This is a genomic window from uncultured Bacteroides sp., from assembly GCF_902472605.1.
GTDB lineage: Bacteria > Bacteroidota > Bacteroidia > Bacteroidales > Bacteroidaceae > Phocaeicola.
Genome location: NZ_CABROP010000010.1, coordinates 25,802 through 42,616, shown reverse-complemented (window position 1 = coordinate 42,616; position 16,815 = coordinate 25,802). Strand labels below are relative to the sequence as shown.

General features: G+C 47.0%; 19 protein-coding genes. 8 read left to right on the top strand and 11 right to left on the bottom strand.

Annotation, left to right across the window (positions count from 1 at the left end):
* Positions 1–154 precede the first annotated feature (154 nt).
* A complete protein-coding gene (locus RDP42_RS03870; RefSeq protein ID WP_308762608.1) occupies positions 155–673 on the bottom strand; it encodes a TlpA disulfide reductase family protein in 519 nt (172 codons plus the stop codon).
* A gap of 116 nt (positions 674–789) precedes the next feature.
* Between RDP42_RS03870 and yaaA the strand changes: the two genes are divergently transcribed.
* The 3 genes from yaaA (at position 790) to RDP42_RS03855 (ending at position 3,131) form a co-directional block, all read left to right on the top strand.
* Positions 790–1,554, top strand: coding sequence for a peroxide stress protein YaaA (gene yaaA / locus RDP42_RS03865; protein WP_308762607.1), 765 nt, complete (start codon positions 790–792; stop codon positions 1,552–1,554).
* A 113-nt stretch (positions 1,555–1,667) separates the two neighbouring features.
* Positions 1,668–1,943, top strand: a complete 276-nt coding sequence (locus tag RDP42_RS03860) for a carboxypeptidase-like regulatory domain-containing protein (protein ID WP_308762606.1) — start codon at positions 1,668–1,670, stop codon at positions 1,941–1,943.
* 216 nt (positions 1,944–2,159) lie between these two features.
* Positions 2,160–3,131, top strand: coding sequence for a type I phosphomannose isomerase catalytic subunit (locus RDP42_RS03855; protein WP_308762634.1), 972 nt, complete (start codon positions 2,160–2,162; stop codon positions 3,129–3,131).
* Positions 3,132–3,196: 65 nt separating this feature from the next.
* Here RDP42_RS03855 and RDP42_RS03850 read toward each other — a convergent pair whose 3' ends face one another.
* Positions 3,197–4,003, bottom strand: coding sequence for an AraC family transcriptional regulator (locus RDP42_RS03850; protein ID WP_308762605.1), 807 nt, complete (start codon positions 4,001–4,003; stop codon positions 3,197–3,199).
* A gap of 115 nt (positions 4,004–4,118) precedes the next feature.
* Here RDP42_RS03850 and RDP42_RS03845 point away from each other — a divergent pair, with 115 nt between their 5' ends.
* From RDP42_RS03845 to RDP42_RS03830, 4 genes are read left to right on the top strand one after another with little or no spacing between them, the layout of a single operon-like run.
* On the top strand, positions 4,119–5,102 hold the full coding sequence (locus RDP42_RS03845) for an alpha/beta hydrolase (RefSeq protein ID WP_308762604.1): 984 nt from the start codon (positions 4,119–4,121) through the stop codon (positions 5,100–5,102).
* The gene (locus RDP42_RS03840; RefSeq protein ID WP_308762603.1) at positions 5,099–6,403 is read left to right on the top strand and encodes a TolC family protein; all 1,305 of its coding nucleotides are present in this window, start codon (positions 5,099–5,101) and stop codon (positions 6,401–6,403) included. Before RDP42_RS03845 ends, RDP42_RS03840 begins: the two co-directional genes overlap by 4 nt.
* Before the next feature lie 31 nt (positions 6,404–6,434).
* Complete coding sequence (locus tag RDP42_RS03835; protein WP_308762602.1) at positions 6,435–7,469, top strand: HlyD family secretion protein; 1,035 nt, start codon at positions 6,435–6,437, stop codon at positions 7,467–7,469.
* A gap of 20 nt (positions 7,470–7,489) precedes the next feature.
* Complete coding sequence (locus tag RDP42_RS03830) at positions 7,490–9,094, top strand: hypothetical protein (RefSeq protein ID WP_308762601.1); 1,605 nt, start codon at positions 7,490–7,492, stop codon at positions 9,092–9,094.
* Here RDP42_RS03830 and RDP42_RS03825 read toward each other — a convergent pair.
* From RDP42_RS03825 to hpt, 9 genes are all read right to left on the bottom strand, one after another.
* Entirely contained in the window at positions 9,082–9,720 is a 639-nt protein-coding gene (locus RDP42_RS03825; RefSeq protein ID WP_308762600.1) for a porin family protein, read from the bottom strand. The genes RDP42_RS03830 and RDP42_RS03825 overlap by 13 nt on opposite strands.
* 124 nt (positions 9,721–9,844) lie before the next feature.
* Positions 9,845–10,378 carry an outer membrane beta-barrel protein gene (locus RDP42_RS03820; RefSeq protein WP_204479422.1) on the bottom strand — a complete coding sequence of 178 codons (534 nt, stop codon included), beginning with the start codon at positions 10,376–10,378 and terminating at the stop codon, positions 9,845–9,847.
* 68 nt (positions 10,379–10,446) lie between these two features.
* Positions 10,447–10,641, bottom strand: a complete 195-nt coding sequence (locus tag RDP42_RS03815; RefSeq protein WP_204475033.1) for a hypothetical protein — start codon at positions 10,639–10,641, stop codon at positions 10,447–10,449.
* 7 nt (positions 10,642–10,648) lie between these two features.
* The gene (locus RDP42_RS03810; RefSeq protein WP_374046910.1) at positions 10,649–11,266 is read right to left on the bottom strand and encodes a M23 family metallopeptidase; all 618 of its coding nucleotides are present in this window, start codon (positions 11,264–11,266) and stop codon (positions 10,649–10,651) included.
* Between the two features lies 1 nt (position 11,267).
* Complete coding sequence (locus RDP42_RS03805; RefSeq protein WP_308762632.1) at positions 11,268–11,930, bottom strand: phenylalanine--tRNA ligase beta subunit-related protein; 663 nt, start codon at positions 11,928–11,930, stop codon at positions 11,268–11,270.
* A gap of 24 nt (positions 11,931–11,954) precedes the next feature.
* Positions 11,955–12,761 carry a peptidoglycan editing factor PgeF gene (pgeF, locus tag RDP42_RS03800; protein WP_308762599.1) on the bottom strand — a complete coding sequence of 269 codons (807 nt, stop codon included), beginning with the start codon at positions 12,759–12,761 and terminating at the stop codon, positions 11,955–11,957.
* A complete protein-coding gene (gene obgE / locus RDP42_RS03795; RefSeq protein ID WP_204475037.1) occupies positions 12,761–13,945 on the bottom strand; it encodes a GTPase ObgE in 1,185 nt (394 codons plus the stop codon). The genes pgeF and obgE overlap by 1 nt, the downstream gene beginning before the upstream one ends.
* Positions 13,946–14,000: 55 nt before the next feature.
* Positions 14,001–14,570: an adenylate kinase gene (locus tag RDP42_RS03790; RefSeq protein WP_204475038.1), complete on the bottom strand. Its 570-nt coding sequence runs from the start codon at positions 14,568–14,570 to the stop codon at positions 14,001–14,003.
* A 28-nt stretch (positions 14,571–14,598) separates the two neighbouring features.
* Entirely contained in the window at positions 14,599–15,135 is a 537-nt protein-coding gene (gene hpt / locus RDP42_RS03785; RefSeq protein ID WP_303916798.1) for a hypoxanthine phosphoribosyltransferase, read from the bottom strand.
* 157 nt (positions 15,136–15,292) lie between these two features.
* Here hpt and RDP42_RS03780 point away from each other — a divergent pair, with 157 nt between their 5' ends.
* Positions 15,293–16,810, top strand: a complete 1,518-nt coding sequence (locus tag RDP42_RS03780) for an NAD(P)H-hydrate dehydratase (protein WP_308762598.1) — start codon at positions 15,293–15,295, stop codon at positions 16,808–16,810.
* The last annotated feature ends 5 nt before the right edge of the window (positions 16,811–16,815 follow it).

Genomic DNA, 16,815 nt, shown 5'->3' with positions numbered 1-16,815 from the left:
GGCTTTCTCAGCAGGTTTTTGAGGCCCTAAAAAACGCAAGTGCGTTTGGACTAAAACGCACTTACGTTTAAAGTAAAACGCCTTTGCGTTTGGAGGAAAACGTAAGTACGTTTTACCTGAAACGCAAAGGCGTTTTTTCAGGACCTTTTTTCGCTTATTTCAAGGCTGTTTCAATGGTCTTCATCAGCTCTTCAAACTCAGCTTTTGTATACCCTACGGAAGCATGAATCAGCTTGCCGTCCTTTCCGAACAGATAAGCACGGGGAATACTCTGGTCAGCAAACAGAGAGAACACTTCCCGTTTCGGGTCCGGATAAAGAGGGAAAGTAAATTTCTTCCGTTCGTTGTATTTCTTCAACTCGGCATCGGTATGTTCACGTCCGATGACCAGCAGTTTGAAATCCTTGCAATCCTTGTATTTCGGCCACAAGGTTTTCTGCACCTCTGCCAATTCCAGCTGGCAAGGACCGCACCACGTGGCAAACAAACTCACCAGTACCACTTTTCCTTTCAAGTCGGCCGGGGTCACTTTTCCATACACTTCAGAATTGAGCGTGATGGCTGGCATCGCATCCCCCACTTTCAATTTTTCTTTTCCCGTATCCTGTGCAGAGGCTGCCAGCACCCCTATCCAAATCAGGCACAGAAGACTCCAGATTCGTACGCTTTTCATTGTCTTTTTCCTTTCTGTAAATGTTAAATCCTGACAAAGATACCGTAAACCGATGGAAAATCCGCCGGGGAACCTATCTTTGTAAAGAGTTTTAACGAAAAAAATAAACCCATAATATGATGACCTTCATTTCGTGTGCCAAAACCATGACAGCACGCACCAAGATAAAATATCCCGAAACCACAATACCTCATTTTCAGGAAGAAGCCCGGAAAAATGCCTTGTACATGAACCAGTTCACTGCCGAAGAACTGGGACAGATACTGAAGGTGAATGCCAAACTGGCAGCAGAGAACCGTCTGCGTTACCAAGACTTCCTTTCCCCAGATACCCCGTCTCTCCCGGCACTGCTGGCCTACACAGGTATGGTGTTCAAACGCATCCATCCAGCCGACTTTACCCCTGAGGATTTTCAATTTGCCCAGCAGCACCTGCTCATTACCTCTTTCTTATATGGGTTGTTGCGTCCGCTGGATGCCATCAAGAACTACCGGATGGAAGGGAATGTCCGCCTGCCGGAACACCAGCACCAAACACAGTTCGATTATTGGAAACCGATTCTGACCGACTATTTCATCGAAGCTGTCCGCCAGCAAGGAGGTATTCTGATTAATCTGGCCAGTGGCGAAATGAAAGACTTGTTCCACTGGGACAAGGTATGCCGGGAAGTCCAGGTCATCACTCCCGAATTTTATACCTTGAAGAACGGGAAACCCACCACCGTGGTCGTCTATGCCAAGATGTGCCGCGGCGAAATGACCCGCTTCATCCTGAAGAACCGGATTGAACAACCGGAACAACTAAAAGCTTTTGAATGGGAAGGCTTTTCCTACGATACGGCTTCCAGCGATGCACAGACACTCCGCTTCCTACTGAAATAGAAATGAAAAGCCGGAAACCCTGACGACACATCTTCGTAAATGCAACTTCATCGGATTGCTTTTACCCTGTAACAGGAAGACTGCAACTTTGCAGCAGAAAAAGCAAACGATACATGAACAGAACAAGAAGATGGATCAGTGCCGCCCTTTTTACCTCACTCATTACGGCCCACGTGTTTGCCGTAGAGGTAAATGTCAATATCAAGGGCTGCATTACAGACCAGAAATCAAAAGAGCCACTGATTGGCGCCACGGTACAGATTGTAGGGAGCAGCATCGGAGCCGTGACCGACTCCAAAGGAAACGCCGCTACAGCAACCAGCATCAGCGTTACCAACAATATCAGTTCTACCCTCAGTGGCAAAGAACTTAGAATGTCAAAGTGGTGAACGGCAATACAGGAGCCGATTAGTCAGCCTTCAGTTGGACAAGCTATCAATTTTAAATAAGCCCCACCACACAAGATTGCTTTTCTTCTTTTTTTCTCCGGTTTTTCATGCAACGCACCTGCTGCGTATGAAAACCGGAGATTCTTTTTTCCCTTATTTTCTGATTTTATGAAGGGTTTTTCTTATTTTTGTCCAGACCTAAATTAAAATCATATGATGTATCCTTTTAAATTTAAACCTATCTTAAAATCCACCCTTTGGGGCGGTGAACGTATTATCCCTTTCAAACAACTGGACTGCCAGCAGGAACAGGTGGGAGAAAGCTGGGAAATATCCGATGTACCGGGCGACGAATCGGTCGTAGCCGACGGAGCAGATGCCGGAAAGAATCTGACTCAATTGATGCAAGAATATAAGGAACAATTGGTAGGGAAAGAAAACTACCAGCGTTTCCAGGGTAAGTTTCCCTTACTCATCAAATTTATCGATGCCAAACAAGACTTATCCATTCAGGTACACCCGAACGACGAACTGGCCATGAAGCGCCACCAGTCCATGGGAAAAACGGAGATGTGGTACATCATCGACAACACAGGTGGAAAGGCTCATCTGTATTCCGGACTGAAGAAAAAGATTACCCCGGAAGAATATGCCCAGATGATTGAAGACAACACCATTTGTGACGCACTGGCCCGATATGACGTGCAGCCGGGTGATGTATTCTTTTTGCCTGCCGGACGTATTCACAGCATCGGAGCCGGATGCTTCCTGGCTGAAATCCAGCAGACTTCCAACATCACTTACCGTATCTACGACTTCAACCGAAGAGACAAGAACGGCAATCTGCGTGAACTGCATACCGAACTTTCAAAGGATGCCATCGACTATACGGTGGAAAACGACTATCGTACCCACTACACTCCGCGCAAGGACGAACCGGTGGAACTGGTCAGCTGTCCGTATTTCACCACTTCTGTCTATAACCTGACAGAACCCATGACGATGGACTACAGTGAATTGGATTCCTTTGTCATCTACATCTGCATGAAAGGCAGCTGCACCGTGACCGACAATGAAGGCCACAGCATCCCGTTGCGAGCTGGTGAGTCGGTGCTGTTCCCTGCTACCACTCAAAACTTAGAAGTAGTGCCGGACGGTGAGGTTTCTTTCCTCGAAACGTATGTATGATACTTTACTTTTTTAAAATCGCTGAGCCTTTTTTCTCTCTTCACAAGCAGACCGAGAAAAAAGGCTCAGTCATTTTTCACGAAGTTGTGAGGCGACATGCCCGTAATCTGCCGAAATACCCGGTTGAAATTATTCGGGGTACTGAATCCCACTTCGTAAGCAATCTGCTGCATGGTCTTTCCCCCGTCGGCAAACAATTCAATGGCCCGCATAATCCGAAGGTTGTTCACATAATAGCTGAAACGTATCCCCGATTCATTGAACAAACGACTCAGGTTGCGCACTGAGAAACCGAAATGTTCAGCCAGTTGTGGCATTTTCGGGTTTTCTTGCAAATGCTCCTGCAAATAAGCCAGGATGGGGTGCAGACGGGCATCGTTAGGAATAGCCAAGGTCTTGAGCAGAAATTCCATGTTCTGGCAGATAGTAGGAAGCAATCGGAAAAAGCCAAGGGCAAACGCATACAAGTCCGGAGCATCTTCCCGGTTTATCTCCCGCCCTTTGGAAGCGATGAACTTCAGATTCTCTGCAATGAACGAATCGGCATGGTAAATGGAAAACTCGTTCAGCGGTGTACCGTCTTCACAGACATCCAACGACAAATAGAATATCACCAATGAAGTCCGCCGGTTGTTACTGCTCAGTTCATGCCCCATATAGCTGGGTATCCAGGCGATGTGTTTCTCCGGCACAAAATAATTCGTAGCCCCAATCTGCACATGCAACGTCCCCGAAAGCGTATAGATAATCTGACACCTTTCGTGGGTATGTCCCGGAAGATTGATTTCCTCCCAACCCGTTTTCTTGATACGGATGGTTTCCTTACGCGTATGGTTAATCAATGAAATATAGCTCTTCTGTTCTTGATTCATCTTTTCCCAATGGCTTAAAATGGTAATCTTTTTGCATAAACTGCAAATTCCGCATAAAAATAAAGGTTTAATTTTGCACCAGCAATAGAAGAGACTATAAATTATCGATGAAATTATGATGAAATGTATTTTTGCAATTGCAGTTTTGCTCGCAGGAACCACCTTCAGCGCATCGGCTGCGCCCGAGAAGATTTCTGAAAACAAGCAGGAAAGCATGAAAGTAGAAATCACTGAAGGACAAATTGACGTGATAAGCGGCCTTATCTACTCACAAGTCATCTCCACCCGAAGCAACCGTGCGTTGCGGATGACCGTCCTGGTACCACGGACCCGTACGCCCAAACCTGCAATTGTATATTTCCCCGGAGGAGGATTCACATCGGCAGATTATGAGAAATTTATTGAAATGCGCATGGCATTGGCCAAAGCCGGATTCGTGGTGGCTGCAGCAGAGTACCGTACAGTTCCCGACAAATTCCCCGCACTGGTAGTCGATGGTAAAGCGGCTGTACGCTTCCTGAGAGCCCATGCCGCACAGTTCCATATCGACCCGACCCGCATCGGAGTATTGGGAGATTCTGCCGGAGGATATTTGTCACAAATGGTGGGGACGACCAACGGGGAAAAGGAATTCGACCAAGGGGATTATCTGGACCAGTCGTCTGATGTACAAGCAGCCGTCACCATTTACGGTATCAGCAATCTGCTGAACATCGGCGAAGGATATTCAGCACACGTACAACAGGTACATGCTTCACCAGCCGTGACAGAAGCTTTACTCGTACATGGTACAGCCTTTGCAGATTTCGCAGGCGCCAGCATCTTGTCAGACCCGGAAAAGGCCATGAAAGCCAGTCCGCTGGGACACGTAAAAGAACATATGCCTCCGTTTCTGATTATGCACGGAAGCAACGACAAGCTGGTATCCCCCGTACAAAGCGAACAATTATATAAGGCACTGACCGAGAAAGGAAACCAGGCTACCTATATCACGGTAGAAGGTGCTGGACACGGCGACTTGTACTGGTTCCAGCAACCGGTTATCGAGAAAGTGGTCAACTGGTTTCAAACTGTATTTCAATATCACACAGAACAATGAATAAAAGACTAATTGCAAGCATCGGAATTCTTTCTTTTTTTATGTACACCGCAGCTCAGGAACGAGTGCTTTCCATTGACGAGCTGTTTCAGCTGGCAGACCAGAACAGTAAAAGCATTCAGCTGCATGAACTGGCCATCAACGAGAGCGCACAGGCCGTAAAGGTTGCCAAAGATGCCAAACTGCCGTCTATCAATGCCCAGCTGGAACTTAACTACATCGGTGACGGTTGCATGACTGACAGAAATCTCAGCAATGGGGTACATGCCGATATGCCTCATTTCGGGAATACCTTCGTGCTCAAGGCTTCACAAGTCATCTATGCGGGAGGAAGCATCAACGCCAACATCCAAAAAGCGAAACTCCAACACCAACTGTCGCAACAGACTTACTACAACAACCAGCAGGATTTACGTTTCATGTTGTTGGGTTATTACCTCGACTTGTTCCAACTGCGAAACCAACAGACGGTATACGAAAAGAACATTGAACAGACCCGCCTGCTGGTAAAAGATATGCGGGCTGCTTACCAACAGGGAACTGCACTGAAAAGTGACATTACCCGTTATGAACTCCAGCTCCAGAATCTCCAGCTGGGACTGACCTCTACGGTGAACAAGCTCAACGTGCTGAACCATAAACTGACTACGACAATCGGACTGGAACCGACCGTACACATCGTACCGGATTCTACCGCTCTGTTCCAAATCAATGTGGACAAGCGACAGGAGATTTCCTGGATGGAAGACTCGCAAGAATCTCCCACCCTCCAGCAGGCACAGACTGCCATCAAGCTGAGCCATAACCAGCAGGACCTGGTTCGTTCAGAACGCAGACCGCACATCAGCCTGACAGCAACGAACGACTTCACCGGACCGATTCTGGTGGAAGTGCCGCCATTGAACAACAACTTCACCTACTGGTTTGCCGGTGTGGGAATCTCGTACAACCTGGATGCCCTCTTCAAAACGAAGAAGAAACTGCGGCAGGCACGAATTGCCACCTCCAAAGCCGAAAAGAACTACGAACTGGCCAAGGAAGAAATCGAGAATAACGTACATGAAGCGTACGTGAACCTGAACGAAGCATACGTACGGCTACAGACGCAACAAAAGAGTGTGCAGCTGGCCCATGAAAACTTCCGGATTGTCCGCCAACGTTATCTGAACGGACTTTCATTGATTACCGACATGCTGGATGCCAGTAACATGCAGCTAGACATGGAACTTCAGCTGGCCAACTATCAGATAGGTATATTGTATCAATACTATCTGCTGAAAAAGATTACAGGAACCCTTTAACTTCATTTATATTCACACAAAAAATCTAGATATGATACGAAACAAAAAAAGAGCTATTTCTAATTTCTTTATACTTCTGGTCCTCGCAGCAGGTATCAGCTGGGTATGTGGAAAGTTCATCCACTTGGGTAATGTGGAATACACTGACAATGCACAGGTGAAACAGCATCTGACCCCTGTCAGCACACGGGTACAGGGATTCATCAAGAAAATTTGTTTTGAAGAATACCAGACCGTGAAAAAAGGAGATACACTCGCCATCATCGAAGACACGGAATATCGGTTGAAAGTGGCACAGGCTGAGGCCGACTACCGCAATGCCCTGGCCGGAAAGAGTGCCATGTACACCACCATCAATACCACACAGAACAACATCCTTGTCACGGATGCAGCCATTGATGAACAACGGGTCCGCCTGAAAAATGCACAAACTGATTACAAACGCTACCAGGAACTGCTGAAAGAAGAAGCAGTTACTCCGCAACAATTCGACCGGGTCAAAACAGACTACGAAGCCACTCAGGCACGTTACGAACAATTGTTACGCCAAAAACAGTCTACTTTGCTTCAGAAGCAGGAACAGACTCAGCGACTGGATCAGAATGAATCAGCCATCAAACTGGCAGAAGCTGCGCTTAACCTGGCCAAACTGAATCTTTCTTATACGGTTATCTTGGCTACCACTGACGGTGTGACCGGACGAAAGGAAATCCACGAAGGAGAACTGGTACAGCCAGGACAAGCCTTGGTGACACTGGTAGACGGTACGGAAAAATGGGTGATTGCCAACTACAAGGAAACACAAACCACTGACATGAAAAGGAATCAGTTGGTAGAAGTGAAAGTTGATGCCATTCCGGGTGTGAAATTTGAAGGACGTATCGCTTCCATCTCAGATGCCACAGGAGCTTCTTATTCACTGATTCCGCAAAACAACTCTGCCGGAAACTTTGTGAAAGTGGAACAGCGTATTCCTGTCCGCATTGAATTTACCAAAAACAACCGCCCGGAAGACCTGCAGCGTCTGAGAGCCGGAATGAATGTAGAATGTTACGTAAAACAATAAACTGAACAACAAGTAAAGAAATGGCTGAACAACGTCCCCGTATCCTATATTTTAAAGATTTTCTTCCCACCTCTGTCTGCATTGCCATATCCATGTTCTTTGCCATGGTGTTTCAGTTCAACGGAGGTGTATTCTTGCCGGCAGCCACCCAGATGTCGAGTGCCTTGGGCTGCATCCAAGAAGATGTAAACATGGCCGGATATGCGTCGTTCATCGGCATGACCATCATCTTCCCGATTCTGTTCCGTCTGAAAGCTCGGTTTACGACACGTTCCATTTTCATGACGGTATGTCCGGTACTGATTGCCTGCAACCTGATTACCATGCACACGGAAAATATTTTTCTCATGATTTGTGTATGCTTCGTATCGGGATTCTTCCGCATGTGGGGTACGTTTGAATGTTTCTCCAATATCCGTCTGAGCATCACTCCTTCGGGCAACTTCTCCGTGTTCTATCCTGTCATCTACATCATCGTACTCGAAAGCATCCAGTTGTCTGGACTGGTAACGATGCACCTCAATGACTGGGCCAACTGGCAATATATGCACTGGTTCGTCATCGGCATGCTGATGATTGTATGGGTTTGCGTGATGTGCCTTACCCGTTCTGTCCGCCTGATGAAAAAAATGCCCTTATATGGCATCGACTGGAAAGGACTTGCCCTATGGACTACCGTGCTGTTTGCCATTGTTTTCATCTGCATCTATGGAGACTATTATGACTGGCTGGACAGCGTGCAAATCCGTGCCAGCATCGTCATTGCCGTTGTGGCCTTGTTGCTCAACATCAATCGGATGAACTCCATCCGCCATCCCTACATTGACCCACAGGTATTCAAGTACAAGAAATTCCCTGTCATATTGTTTCTGTTCCTCATGCTCTGCCTGTTTCTCACCACGTCTTCCGTCCTCCAAAATGCCTTCATGATGTCTATTTTGAAGTACGATACTCTGAACGCTATTTCCTTAAACTGGTGTGTGTTTGTAGGTATTCTGGCTGGAGCTGGAATTGTCTTTCTACGTCAGGCAGTCTGGAAGAAAGGGTATAAGTTGCTGATTTCAATCGGATTTACACTGATTGTCGTGTACCAGTATTACATGTATTTTCTCATTTATCCAGACCTGAATATTGAAAGTCTGTATCTACCTAACTTTCTAAAAGGAATCGGCCATGGAATTTTGTACATTGCATTAACCATCTATGTGGCCAAAAATATTCCCTTCAAGCACTTCTTCCAATCATTGTGCGTACTCAGCTTCATCCGTACCAGTATTGCTACCCCGCTGGGAAGCGCCATTCTGAACCGTTGGATGAAACACCTCCAGCTGGACAACTGGGCCTTGCTGAGTCGAAACATGGACGACCTGACCGAATGGATGCCCAATAATGCTTCCCTCATGCAACTTTACAACGAGGTGAACACTCAAACCATGCTGACCAGTTTAAAAGAGCTCTTCGGATGGGTCTGCATTATCGGTACCGTTTTTCTGGCCATTGTTGTCACCTACCGAATATGGCGTGACCGTCACGTATCTGCATTAAAAATGCTGCACAGTCTGCCCGTCAAGAAGAGATACAAACTGTCCAGCATTCATCGTCCTGTTAAACATCAGAACTTATAAGCAGCGGTAAAGAAGAAGGCAAGGTTACGGGTCTTGGAATAACTGGCCAGCTTACAGAGACCAAATTCTCCGTCGAGCCCTACCGTCCAACGTGGAAAGTCTAAAGCGACTCCTCCTATCAGTCCGGCATCGAAACGACGCAGACCCGGAAGGACTTCTTCTTCCACCTTTGAATCGCCAAATGTATCATAAGAAATGGTAAGATCATCTATATCGGCATCCCGTTTACCGCTCACACCGTAAGCCAGATACGGACCTGCGGTAAAAACCATATCAAAATTGGATGCAGTTCCTACATGAAAGGCTGCCAGCAAAGGCATTTCAAAGTAATTCTGATTTACATGCACGCTCACCTTATTCTGCGTATTAACTCCTGCAAAGTCCATGTCCATACCAGCCCCTTTGGATACCCAGTTTAATCCGGTCTGGAAAGAAACCAGTCCGCTCAAGGGCACATCAATGCCCACTCCTACTTTCTGATTAAACAGAGGAGAAGAATCTCCAGCATCTTTCCCCATCCAGGTACTCATACCCAGCCCTACCTTCATACTCCAGGTCACTTTCGTCTGTGCGGCCATTGTCAACACGGTGAACAAACAGGCCACTATACATGCAATTCTTTTCATAAACTTACAATAGATGATTTACACAAAAATAAGAAGATAAAGCGAAGCTGCAAATAAAAAGGGAGCAAAAAAGAAGTTTTTCCCTCTTTTTGCTCCCTTCTCACAAGGTTTTAAACGTTATTTCTTAGAATTCGTAATCGATACCAATGGAAATGTTTTCCATATCCAAACCGACACCAAATCCGTTTCCTTCCATATCACGATAATAATCGTCGCGATAACCGGCAAAGCCCACTTTTGTAATAAAGCTGAAATGGTCGTTCAATTTCAAGGCCAGACCGGGCTTTACACCAATTTCAAAACCGTTAACAGCATCCGCATGTTTTGCCTTATAGGTAGAAAAGCCGAATCCCATATCCAGGAACAAACGTACGATTTTATTTTCGTAGAATGAATAACGGGCATACGGAGCAAAAGCAAAGGCATTGGTATCTATTTCATGCTCTCCGTCATATCCTTTATATGCATAAGCCAGTTCCACACCTACTGCCCATTTCTCACTTAAATTATAACCTACATCCGGGGTAATGGAGAATGAAGCCTTATCCACATCATTGTTTCTCCACAAGCTGATGCCACCTCCCAGATACACACCTTCCTGTGCACTGGCTGAGATTGCCGCCATGACAATCACCACAAGTAAAAATAATTTTTTCATAATCGTCTTTTTTGTTCTACAATTTATTTTGATACACTTTTCTCTTTTCATTCCAAGATTCCGGATGCTCAACCCTGTTTGTGTCGGTTGGCCCTCCGGCGACGATACTCCGCCTTCATCTTGGCAGAACCCGAGCCATGAAGTCCCGTGATGTACGTTTTCTTCTTGGCTTTCGTCTTTACCTTTTCTTCTTTCTTCTTCCCATCCGAAGATTTGCTTCCCTTAAAGACAATCCCTTCGGTCAATATTTTTTCAATATCCATAATCTGCTTATTTTTTAGGTTGTAATTTTACATGCCGTCCCGATTTTGTACAAATCAAGGTACGTTTCAGAGGCTGGCGCGTCTGCATATTAAACAAGAGTCCGGGACTAAAATGCTGTCCGTTCACCCGCAATTCAAAATGAAGATGTTCCGTAGTGGCCCGCCCCGACCGTCCAGTCAGCGCAATGACCTGTCCAGCTTTTACGGTATCTCCCGATTGCACCAAATTCTTAGAGTTATGGCTGTACACGGTTTCCAATCCATTGGCATGACGCACTACAATCACTTTTCCATATCCACCATAATGCTTGGCCATGCGCACCACGCCGTCGAACACACACACAATGGAATCATTGGCTTTTGTTTTAATATCCGCACCCGAATGTCCACCCCGGCTTCCGTAGGCCGAAATCACCTTTCCGTTCCGAAGAGGGAAACAAAACTGAGAGTCAGCCAAACATTCCAGATGAATTTCAAAACGATTCCCTTTAGCAAACAATCCCGGAGTCTGCACCCTGACATGATTACGTTCCATAGACGTGAACCCGACAGGTTCCGGCTCACTGGCCCGAATACTTCCAGCCCAGAAGCACCAAACAATCATCAACCATACCAACCGCTTCATCTTACTTAAAATAATAAAGTTCTACATCCTGTGCATCCGCAAATTCCTTCAAGAGATTCACCATGTAGTTCACAGACTCTTCCAGCCCCTCACTGCCACTGTATCCGTTCATAATCGCCAACAGATGAGTGGTGTTTTCTGAAATTTTCGTCCGTTCATTGTCGCTGGTCGGCGTGCCGACACCTCCTATCGCATCCCGGTACACTGGCATGCCTTCAATGTTCAATTCTCCACGGCCGATACCCTCGTAAGGCTCACCCGCCTTTCCGATTCCTAACACCAGTTTGTCGCCCTGAATCTTGTCACGGTCGAAACCACCGATAGAGTGACCGCTGTAGATAGACGCCAGATTAATCAAATCAACCAACGTATCTATCTGATACAGGGAGAGTCCTCTCAACAACCTGCGGCACAAGGCTTCCGAAGAAGGCCGATAACGACTGGGATCCTTTCCACATTTTTTATAGGCCTGACGGGTAGCCTGAATAGCCGGCATCTCCTTGATGGAATCTACCGTATATTTCTGGCGATAGAGTTCCGTAAACTCATCAATTTTTTTCCACAAAGCTTCACTATACGGTGAATTTTTCACGGTTGCAAAAACGGCTGCTCCGCGAAACTGCGGCCAAGCCTGCCGCAATTCTTCTGATACTTCAATTTTCAAATCCATTCCGCAAAACTCTCCTTCCTATTTTTCCATTCGCATAATTCCCGACAAAATACGTCCGGAGTGAATTCCTAACCTGCGTGCCGAGAAAAAGTCCGTAGCATGCTGATAGGTACAGATGCCCGCCAATTCCACATTGGATGCCTTTACTCCTTTAGAAAGCAACTGTATACGGTTGGCCTCCCATAAATCAATGTGCCACTTCGCATATCGTCGAGCTATTCTTTCCATATCGAATCCAGCAATTTTAAAGGCTTCGTACACTTCCTCGCCCACCTCAAATGCCTCAAGGGAAATACCGGGGCCAATGCAAGCTTGTACATCTTCTCCCTTCGTACCGTAAAGTTCACTCATCCGGTCAAGGGTTTTCTCCACAATCCGAGCCACCGTCCCCCGCCATCCGGCATGAATAGCAGCTATTACCTTGTGCTTCGTATCGTAACAAAGCACCGGAATGCAGTCGGCTGTAGAGATACACAGGCAGACTCCTGGGCAATCACTCACCAAAGCATCCACCCCTTCCAGAAGTTCTTTTTGCTTTTCTGAAGCAAGTCCGACAAACGTCTCATCTATCTCTCTCACCTCCGTGCCATGCGTCTGATGAGGTATTACCAGCATTTCCGGACGGACCGGCATCAGCGAACATAACAACTCCCGGTTCTGTTCTACTTTTTCAGGATCATCCCCACAATAATGGTTACAGTTGAACGAGGCATAATTTCCTTCACTGTACCCTCCATGACGGGTAGTAGAAAAACAAAAGATGTCGGTGCACGAATTTGTCAGCCCGTACACCCACATCCTCTTATCCTCTGTCAGGTTATTCATCACTTCTGTGTTTCGTCGTCCCAATCTTCTTCTTCGTACTCGTAATCAAAGTCATCTTCGTCTGTATCCTCCTCGTATTCATACTCGAAGTCCTCGTCCTCACCCATATCTTCCAGCTCTTTCTGGAGTTTCTTCAGGTCTTTCGGACGATGTACGATGGCTTCCCGGCGTACGGCTTCCAACTGGTTACTGTCTTTATTCAATTCGGTCCACAGCAGGTCTTTCAACTGTTGGATACCCATTCCAGACACGGAAGAAATAAAGACATGAGGTATATCTTCAGGCAATGTAGGCTCCAGCATCTGCATCAGTTCTTCGTCCAGCATATCACACTTCGTAATAGCCAGTACCCGCTGCTTGTCCAGCATCTCCGGATTGAAGGTAGCCAGCTCATGGAGCAGAATCTCATACTCCTTCCGGATGTCGTCCGTATCGCCCGGCACCATGAACAGCAGCAAAGAGTTACGCTCAATATGACGCAAGAAGCGCAATCCCAGTCCTTTTCCTTCACTGGCCCCTTCAATGATACCCGGGATGTCCGCCATCACGAACGACTTGCCATCGCGATAAGACACGATGCCCAGATTCGGCTCCAGCGTGGTAAAAGGATAGTTGGCTATCTTCGGGCGTGCCGCAGAAACGGCGGCCAGCAAAGTCGATTTCCCCGCATTCGGAAAACCTACCAGACCCACATCTGCCAATAATTTCAATTCCAAAATCACCGTCATCTCCTGCATGGGTTCCCCCGGTTGCGCAAAACGAGGTGCCTGACGGGTCGCTGTACGGAAATGCCAGTTTCCCAGTCCGCCACGTCCGCCTTTCAGCAAGATGACTTCTTGTCCGTGCTCCGTTACGTCGCACACATATTCGCCGGTTTCGGCATTATAAACTACGGTTCCGCATGGAACCTCGATGACCTTGTCTGCCCCGTCTTTACCGAAGCTCTTGTTCTTCGAACCGTTTCCACCATGTTCTGCAAACACGTGACGGTCATACTTCAGGTGCAGCAACGTCCAATAATTGCGGTTTCCCCGCAAAATCACATGACCTCCTCTACCACCGTCGCCACCGTCTGGACCTCCGTTGGGCATATACTTCTCACGGCGCATGTGCACCGAACCGCGGCCTCCTTTTCCGGAGCGGCAATAGATTTTTACATAATCAACAAAATTCGATTCAGCCATAATTTAAAGTTTAAGAACTGGCAGACTGTCACCAGCCCGCCAGTTTATCCATTATTTAAAGTTTATCGATAGCTGCGCAAATGTCAGCGAAGATACCTTCCATGGTACCCAGACCCTGGATGTGGCAATATTTACCGTCGTTCTTGTACCAGTCAATCAACGGAGCAGTCTGAGAATGATATACTACCAGACGTTTCTTGATGGTTTCTTCGTTATCGTCGGCACGACCTGATTCCTGTCCACGTTTGATCAGACGAGTCATCAGTTCATCTTCCGGCACTTCCAGGTCGAGCATGATAGATACTTCCTGACCACGTTCCTTCAACATCTTTTTCAAAGCCTCAGCCTGAGCGATGGTACGAGGAAATCCGTCGAAGATTACACCTTTGCTGTCTTTGAAGCTATCGAACACGCTGGCCAGAATGTCAATCATCAATGCATCAGGAATCAGCTGACCATTGTCGATATAACCTTTGGCTGTTTTACCCAGTTCTGTACCGTTTTTGATTTCTGCACGCAATACATCTCCCGTAGAAATATGGTTCAAACCATACTTTTCCACAATACGAGCACTCTGAGTTCCTTTACCTGAACCCGGAGCACCAAAAATTACAATATTCAACATGTTGTTTTAGATATGATTTATAAAAAAATTATTCAATCACCGTATAAATGTCGCGATAGTTCCGGCCCAGCCCGTCGTAGTCCAGTCCGTATCCCACAATAAAATCATTCGGAATATTCATGGCTACATAATGAATGTCCAGGTCCACTTTCAGCTTGTCCGGTTTCACCAGCAAGGTAGCGATGCGAATTTCTTTCGGGTTACGTGCCTTCAAGGTTTCCAGCAGACGCTGCATGGTCAGTCCCGTATCCACAATATCTTCCACGATGACTACCGTACGTCCCGTAATGTCTTCGTTCAGTCCTACCAGTTCCTTTACCTTGCCCGTAGAAGCCGTTCCTTCGTACGAAGCCAGTTTCACGAATGAAATCTCACACGGAATCGTCAGATGTTTCATCAAATCGGCCGTGAACATGAACGAGCCGTTCAACACACTCAAAAACAGTGGTTTCTCACCCTCCAAATCACGGTTAATTTCATTAGCTACACGCGCTACTTCCTTCAAAATATCTGCTTCCGGGATAAACGTCTTAAAACGTTTGTCTTTTATCTGAATCGTTTCCATGTTATGATGTAGTTTTTAGAAATTGCGCAAATTTACGGATTTTCCCTAAAACCGCCACACATCCCTTTGAGTATTTAAAGATATTTTCAATAGAACATATACACCATTCAGGGCTTTTTTCGTACTTTTACCGACAAAATAGCTTTTTATATATACAATGAAAATTTTAAGTTGTACACAACAAAAAGAAGCCGATGCATATACCATCGCCCACGAATCCATATTGTCTATTAACCTCATGGAAAAAGCAGCTGGCCTGCTGGCACAAGCCATCAGCGACCGCTGGGATAAGTCACACCGCATCATCGTCTTTGCCGGTCCAGGCAACAACGGAGGCGATGCGCTGGCTGTAGCCCGCATCCTTTTCCTGAAACATTATCCGGTAGAAGTCTACCTGTTCAACGTAAAAGGCACTCTTTCCGAAGAATGCCTCACCAACGTACAGCGGTTGAAAGAAAGCGGATTTGCCAATTATACAGAAGTCAGCAGCCAATTTGACCCTCCACAATTAGGCACCCACGACGTCATAGTAGACGGACTGTTCGGGTCCGGCCTCAACAAGCCGTTAAGTGGAGGCTTTGCGGCCGTAGTACAATATATCAACGCTTCCCCCTCACAGGTGGTATCCATTGATATCCCCTCCGGACTGATGGGCGAAGATAATACACACAACATCCGTCAGAATATCATCAAGGCCGACCTGACCCTGAGCATCCAGCTGCCGAAGCTTTCTTTCCTGTTTGCAGAGAATGCCGACATTGTAGGCGAATGGCAACTGCTCGACATTGGCATCAGCCGTGAGTTTATCGAGAAGGCCAAGACTCCGTACTTCATCACCGAAGCAAAGGAAATGCATGACCTGATCAAACCCCGAAAGAAGTTCGCCCACAAAGGCATGTTCGGTCACGGACTGCTGGTAGCCGGTTCCTACGGTATGGGAGGAGCCGCCTTACTGGCCTCAAAGGCCTGCCTTCGCTCGGGCATCGGTCTGCTCACCGTACATACGCCTGTATGCAACCATGACCTGGTTCAAGCCTATGTGCCCGAAGCCATTGTACAAGACGACGTACACGACCGTTACTTTGCCGAAGCGGCCGACCTCGACAATTTCCAAGCCGTAGCCATCGGTCCGGGAGTGGGACAGGATGAAGTAACCGTGCAGGCGCTATTCGACCAGATCAGCAACTGCTACATTCCTTTGGTACTCGATGCGGATGCCTTGAATATTTTCAGCAACTACCGCAATTACCTGACCCGTATTCCCCGCCACAGCATCCTTACCCCCCACGTAAAGGAACTGGAACGTATCATCGGCCGTTGCAGCAACGGTTTTGAAAGACTGTCCAAAGCGAAGGAACTGGCTGCCTACCTGCAATGCTACATCGTACTGAAAGGAGCATGGACCGCTGTCATCACGCCCGACGGAGAGACCTATTTCAATCCGACAGGTAATCCGGGAATGGCCACTGCCGGCAGCGGAGACGTGCTGACGGGCATCATTCTCTCACTTCTCTCACAAGGATATACGCAAGAGGAGGCGTGCCGCTTAGGAGTCTACGTACACGGCCTGGCCGGTGACATCGCCTGCCAACAAAAAGGAGTTATCAGCATGACTTCCGGCGACATCGTGGAAGCTTTGCCTGAAGCCTGGAAACAATTAACGGAAACCAAATGACAGAC

Bases quoted from the DNA above. Each gene is read 5' to 3' on its own strand.
- RDP42_RS03870 (WP_308762608.1), bottom strand. From the start codon at position 673: ATGAAAAGCGTACGAATCTGGAGTCTTCTGTGCCTGATTTGGATAGGG.
- yaaA (WP_308762607.1), top strand. From the start codon at position 790: ATGATGACCTTCATTTCGTGTGCCAAAACCATGACAGCACGCACCAAG.
- RDP42_RS03860 (WP_308762606.1), top strand. From the start codon at position 1,668: ATGAACAGAACAAGAAGATGGATCAGTGCCGCCCTTTTTACCTCACTC.
- RDP42_RS03855 (WP_308762634.1), top strand. From the start codon at position 2,160: ATGTATCCTTTTAAATTTAAACCTATCTTAAAATCCACCCTTTGGGGC.
- RDP42_RS03850 (WP_308762605.1), bottom strand. From the start codon at position 4,003: ATGAATCAAGAACAGAAGAGCTATATTTCATTGATTAACCATACGCGT.
- RDP42_RS03845 (WP_308762604.1), top strand. From the start codon at position 4,119: ATGATGAAATGTATTTTTGCAATTGCAGTTTTGCTCGCAGGAACCACC.
- RDP42_RS03840 (WP_308762603.1), top strand. From the start codon at position 5,099: ATGAATAAAAGACTAATTGCAAGCATCGGAATTCTTTCTTTTTTTATG.
- RDP42_RS03835 (WP_308762602.1), top strand. From the start codon at position 6,435: ATGATACGAAACAAAAAAAGAGCTATTTCTAATTTCTTTATACTTCTG.
- RDP42_RS03830 (WP_308762601.1), top strand. From the start codon at position 7,490: ATGGCTGAACAACGTCCCCGTATCCTATATTTTAAAGATTTTCTTCCC.
- RDP42_RS03825 (WP_308762600.1), bottom strand. From the start codon at position 9,720: ATGAAAAGAATTGCATGTATAGTGGCCTGTTTGTTCACCGTGTTGACA.
- RDP42_RS03820 (WP_204479422.1), bottom strand. From the start codon at position 10,378: ATGAAAAAATTATTTTTACTTGTGGTGATTGTCATGGCGGCAATCTCA.
- RDP42_RS03815 (WP_204475033.1), bottom strand. From the start codon at position 10,641: ATGGATATTGAAAAAATATTGACCGAAGGGATTGTCTTTAAGGGAAGC.
- RDP42_RS03810 (WP_374046910.1), bottom strand. From the start codon at position 11,266: ATGAAGCGGTTGGTATGGTTGATGATTGTTTGGTGCTTCTGGGCTGGA.
- pgeF (WP_308762599.1), bottom strand. From the start codon at position 12,761: ATGAATAACCTGACAGAGGATAAGAGGATGTGGGTGTACGGGCTGACA.
- obgE (WP_204475037.1), bottom strand. From the start codon at position 13,945: ATGGCTGAATCGAATTTTGTTGATTATGTAAAAATCTATTGCCGCTCC.
- RDP42_RS03790 (WP_204475038.1), bottom strand. From the start codon at position 14,570: ATGTTGAATATTGTAATTTTTGGTGCTCCGGGTTCAGGTAAAGGAACT.
- hpt (WP_303916798.1), bottom strand. From the start codon at position 15,135: ATGGAAACGATTCAGATAAAAGACAAACGTTTTAAGACGTTTATCCCG.
- RDP42_RS03780 (WP_308762598.1), top strand. From the start codon at position 15,293: ATGAAAATTTTAAGTTGTACACAACAAAAAGAAGCCGATGCATATACC.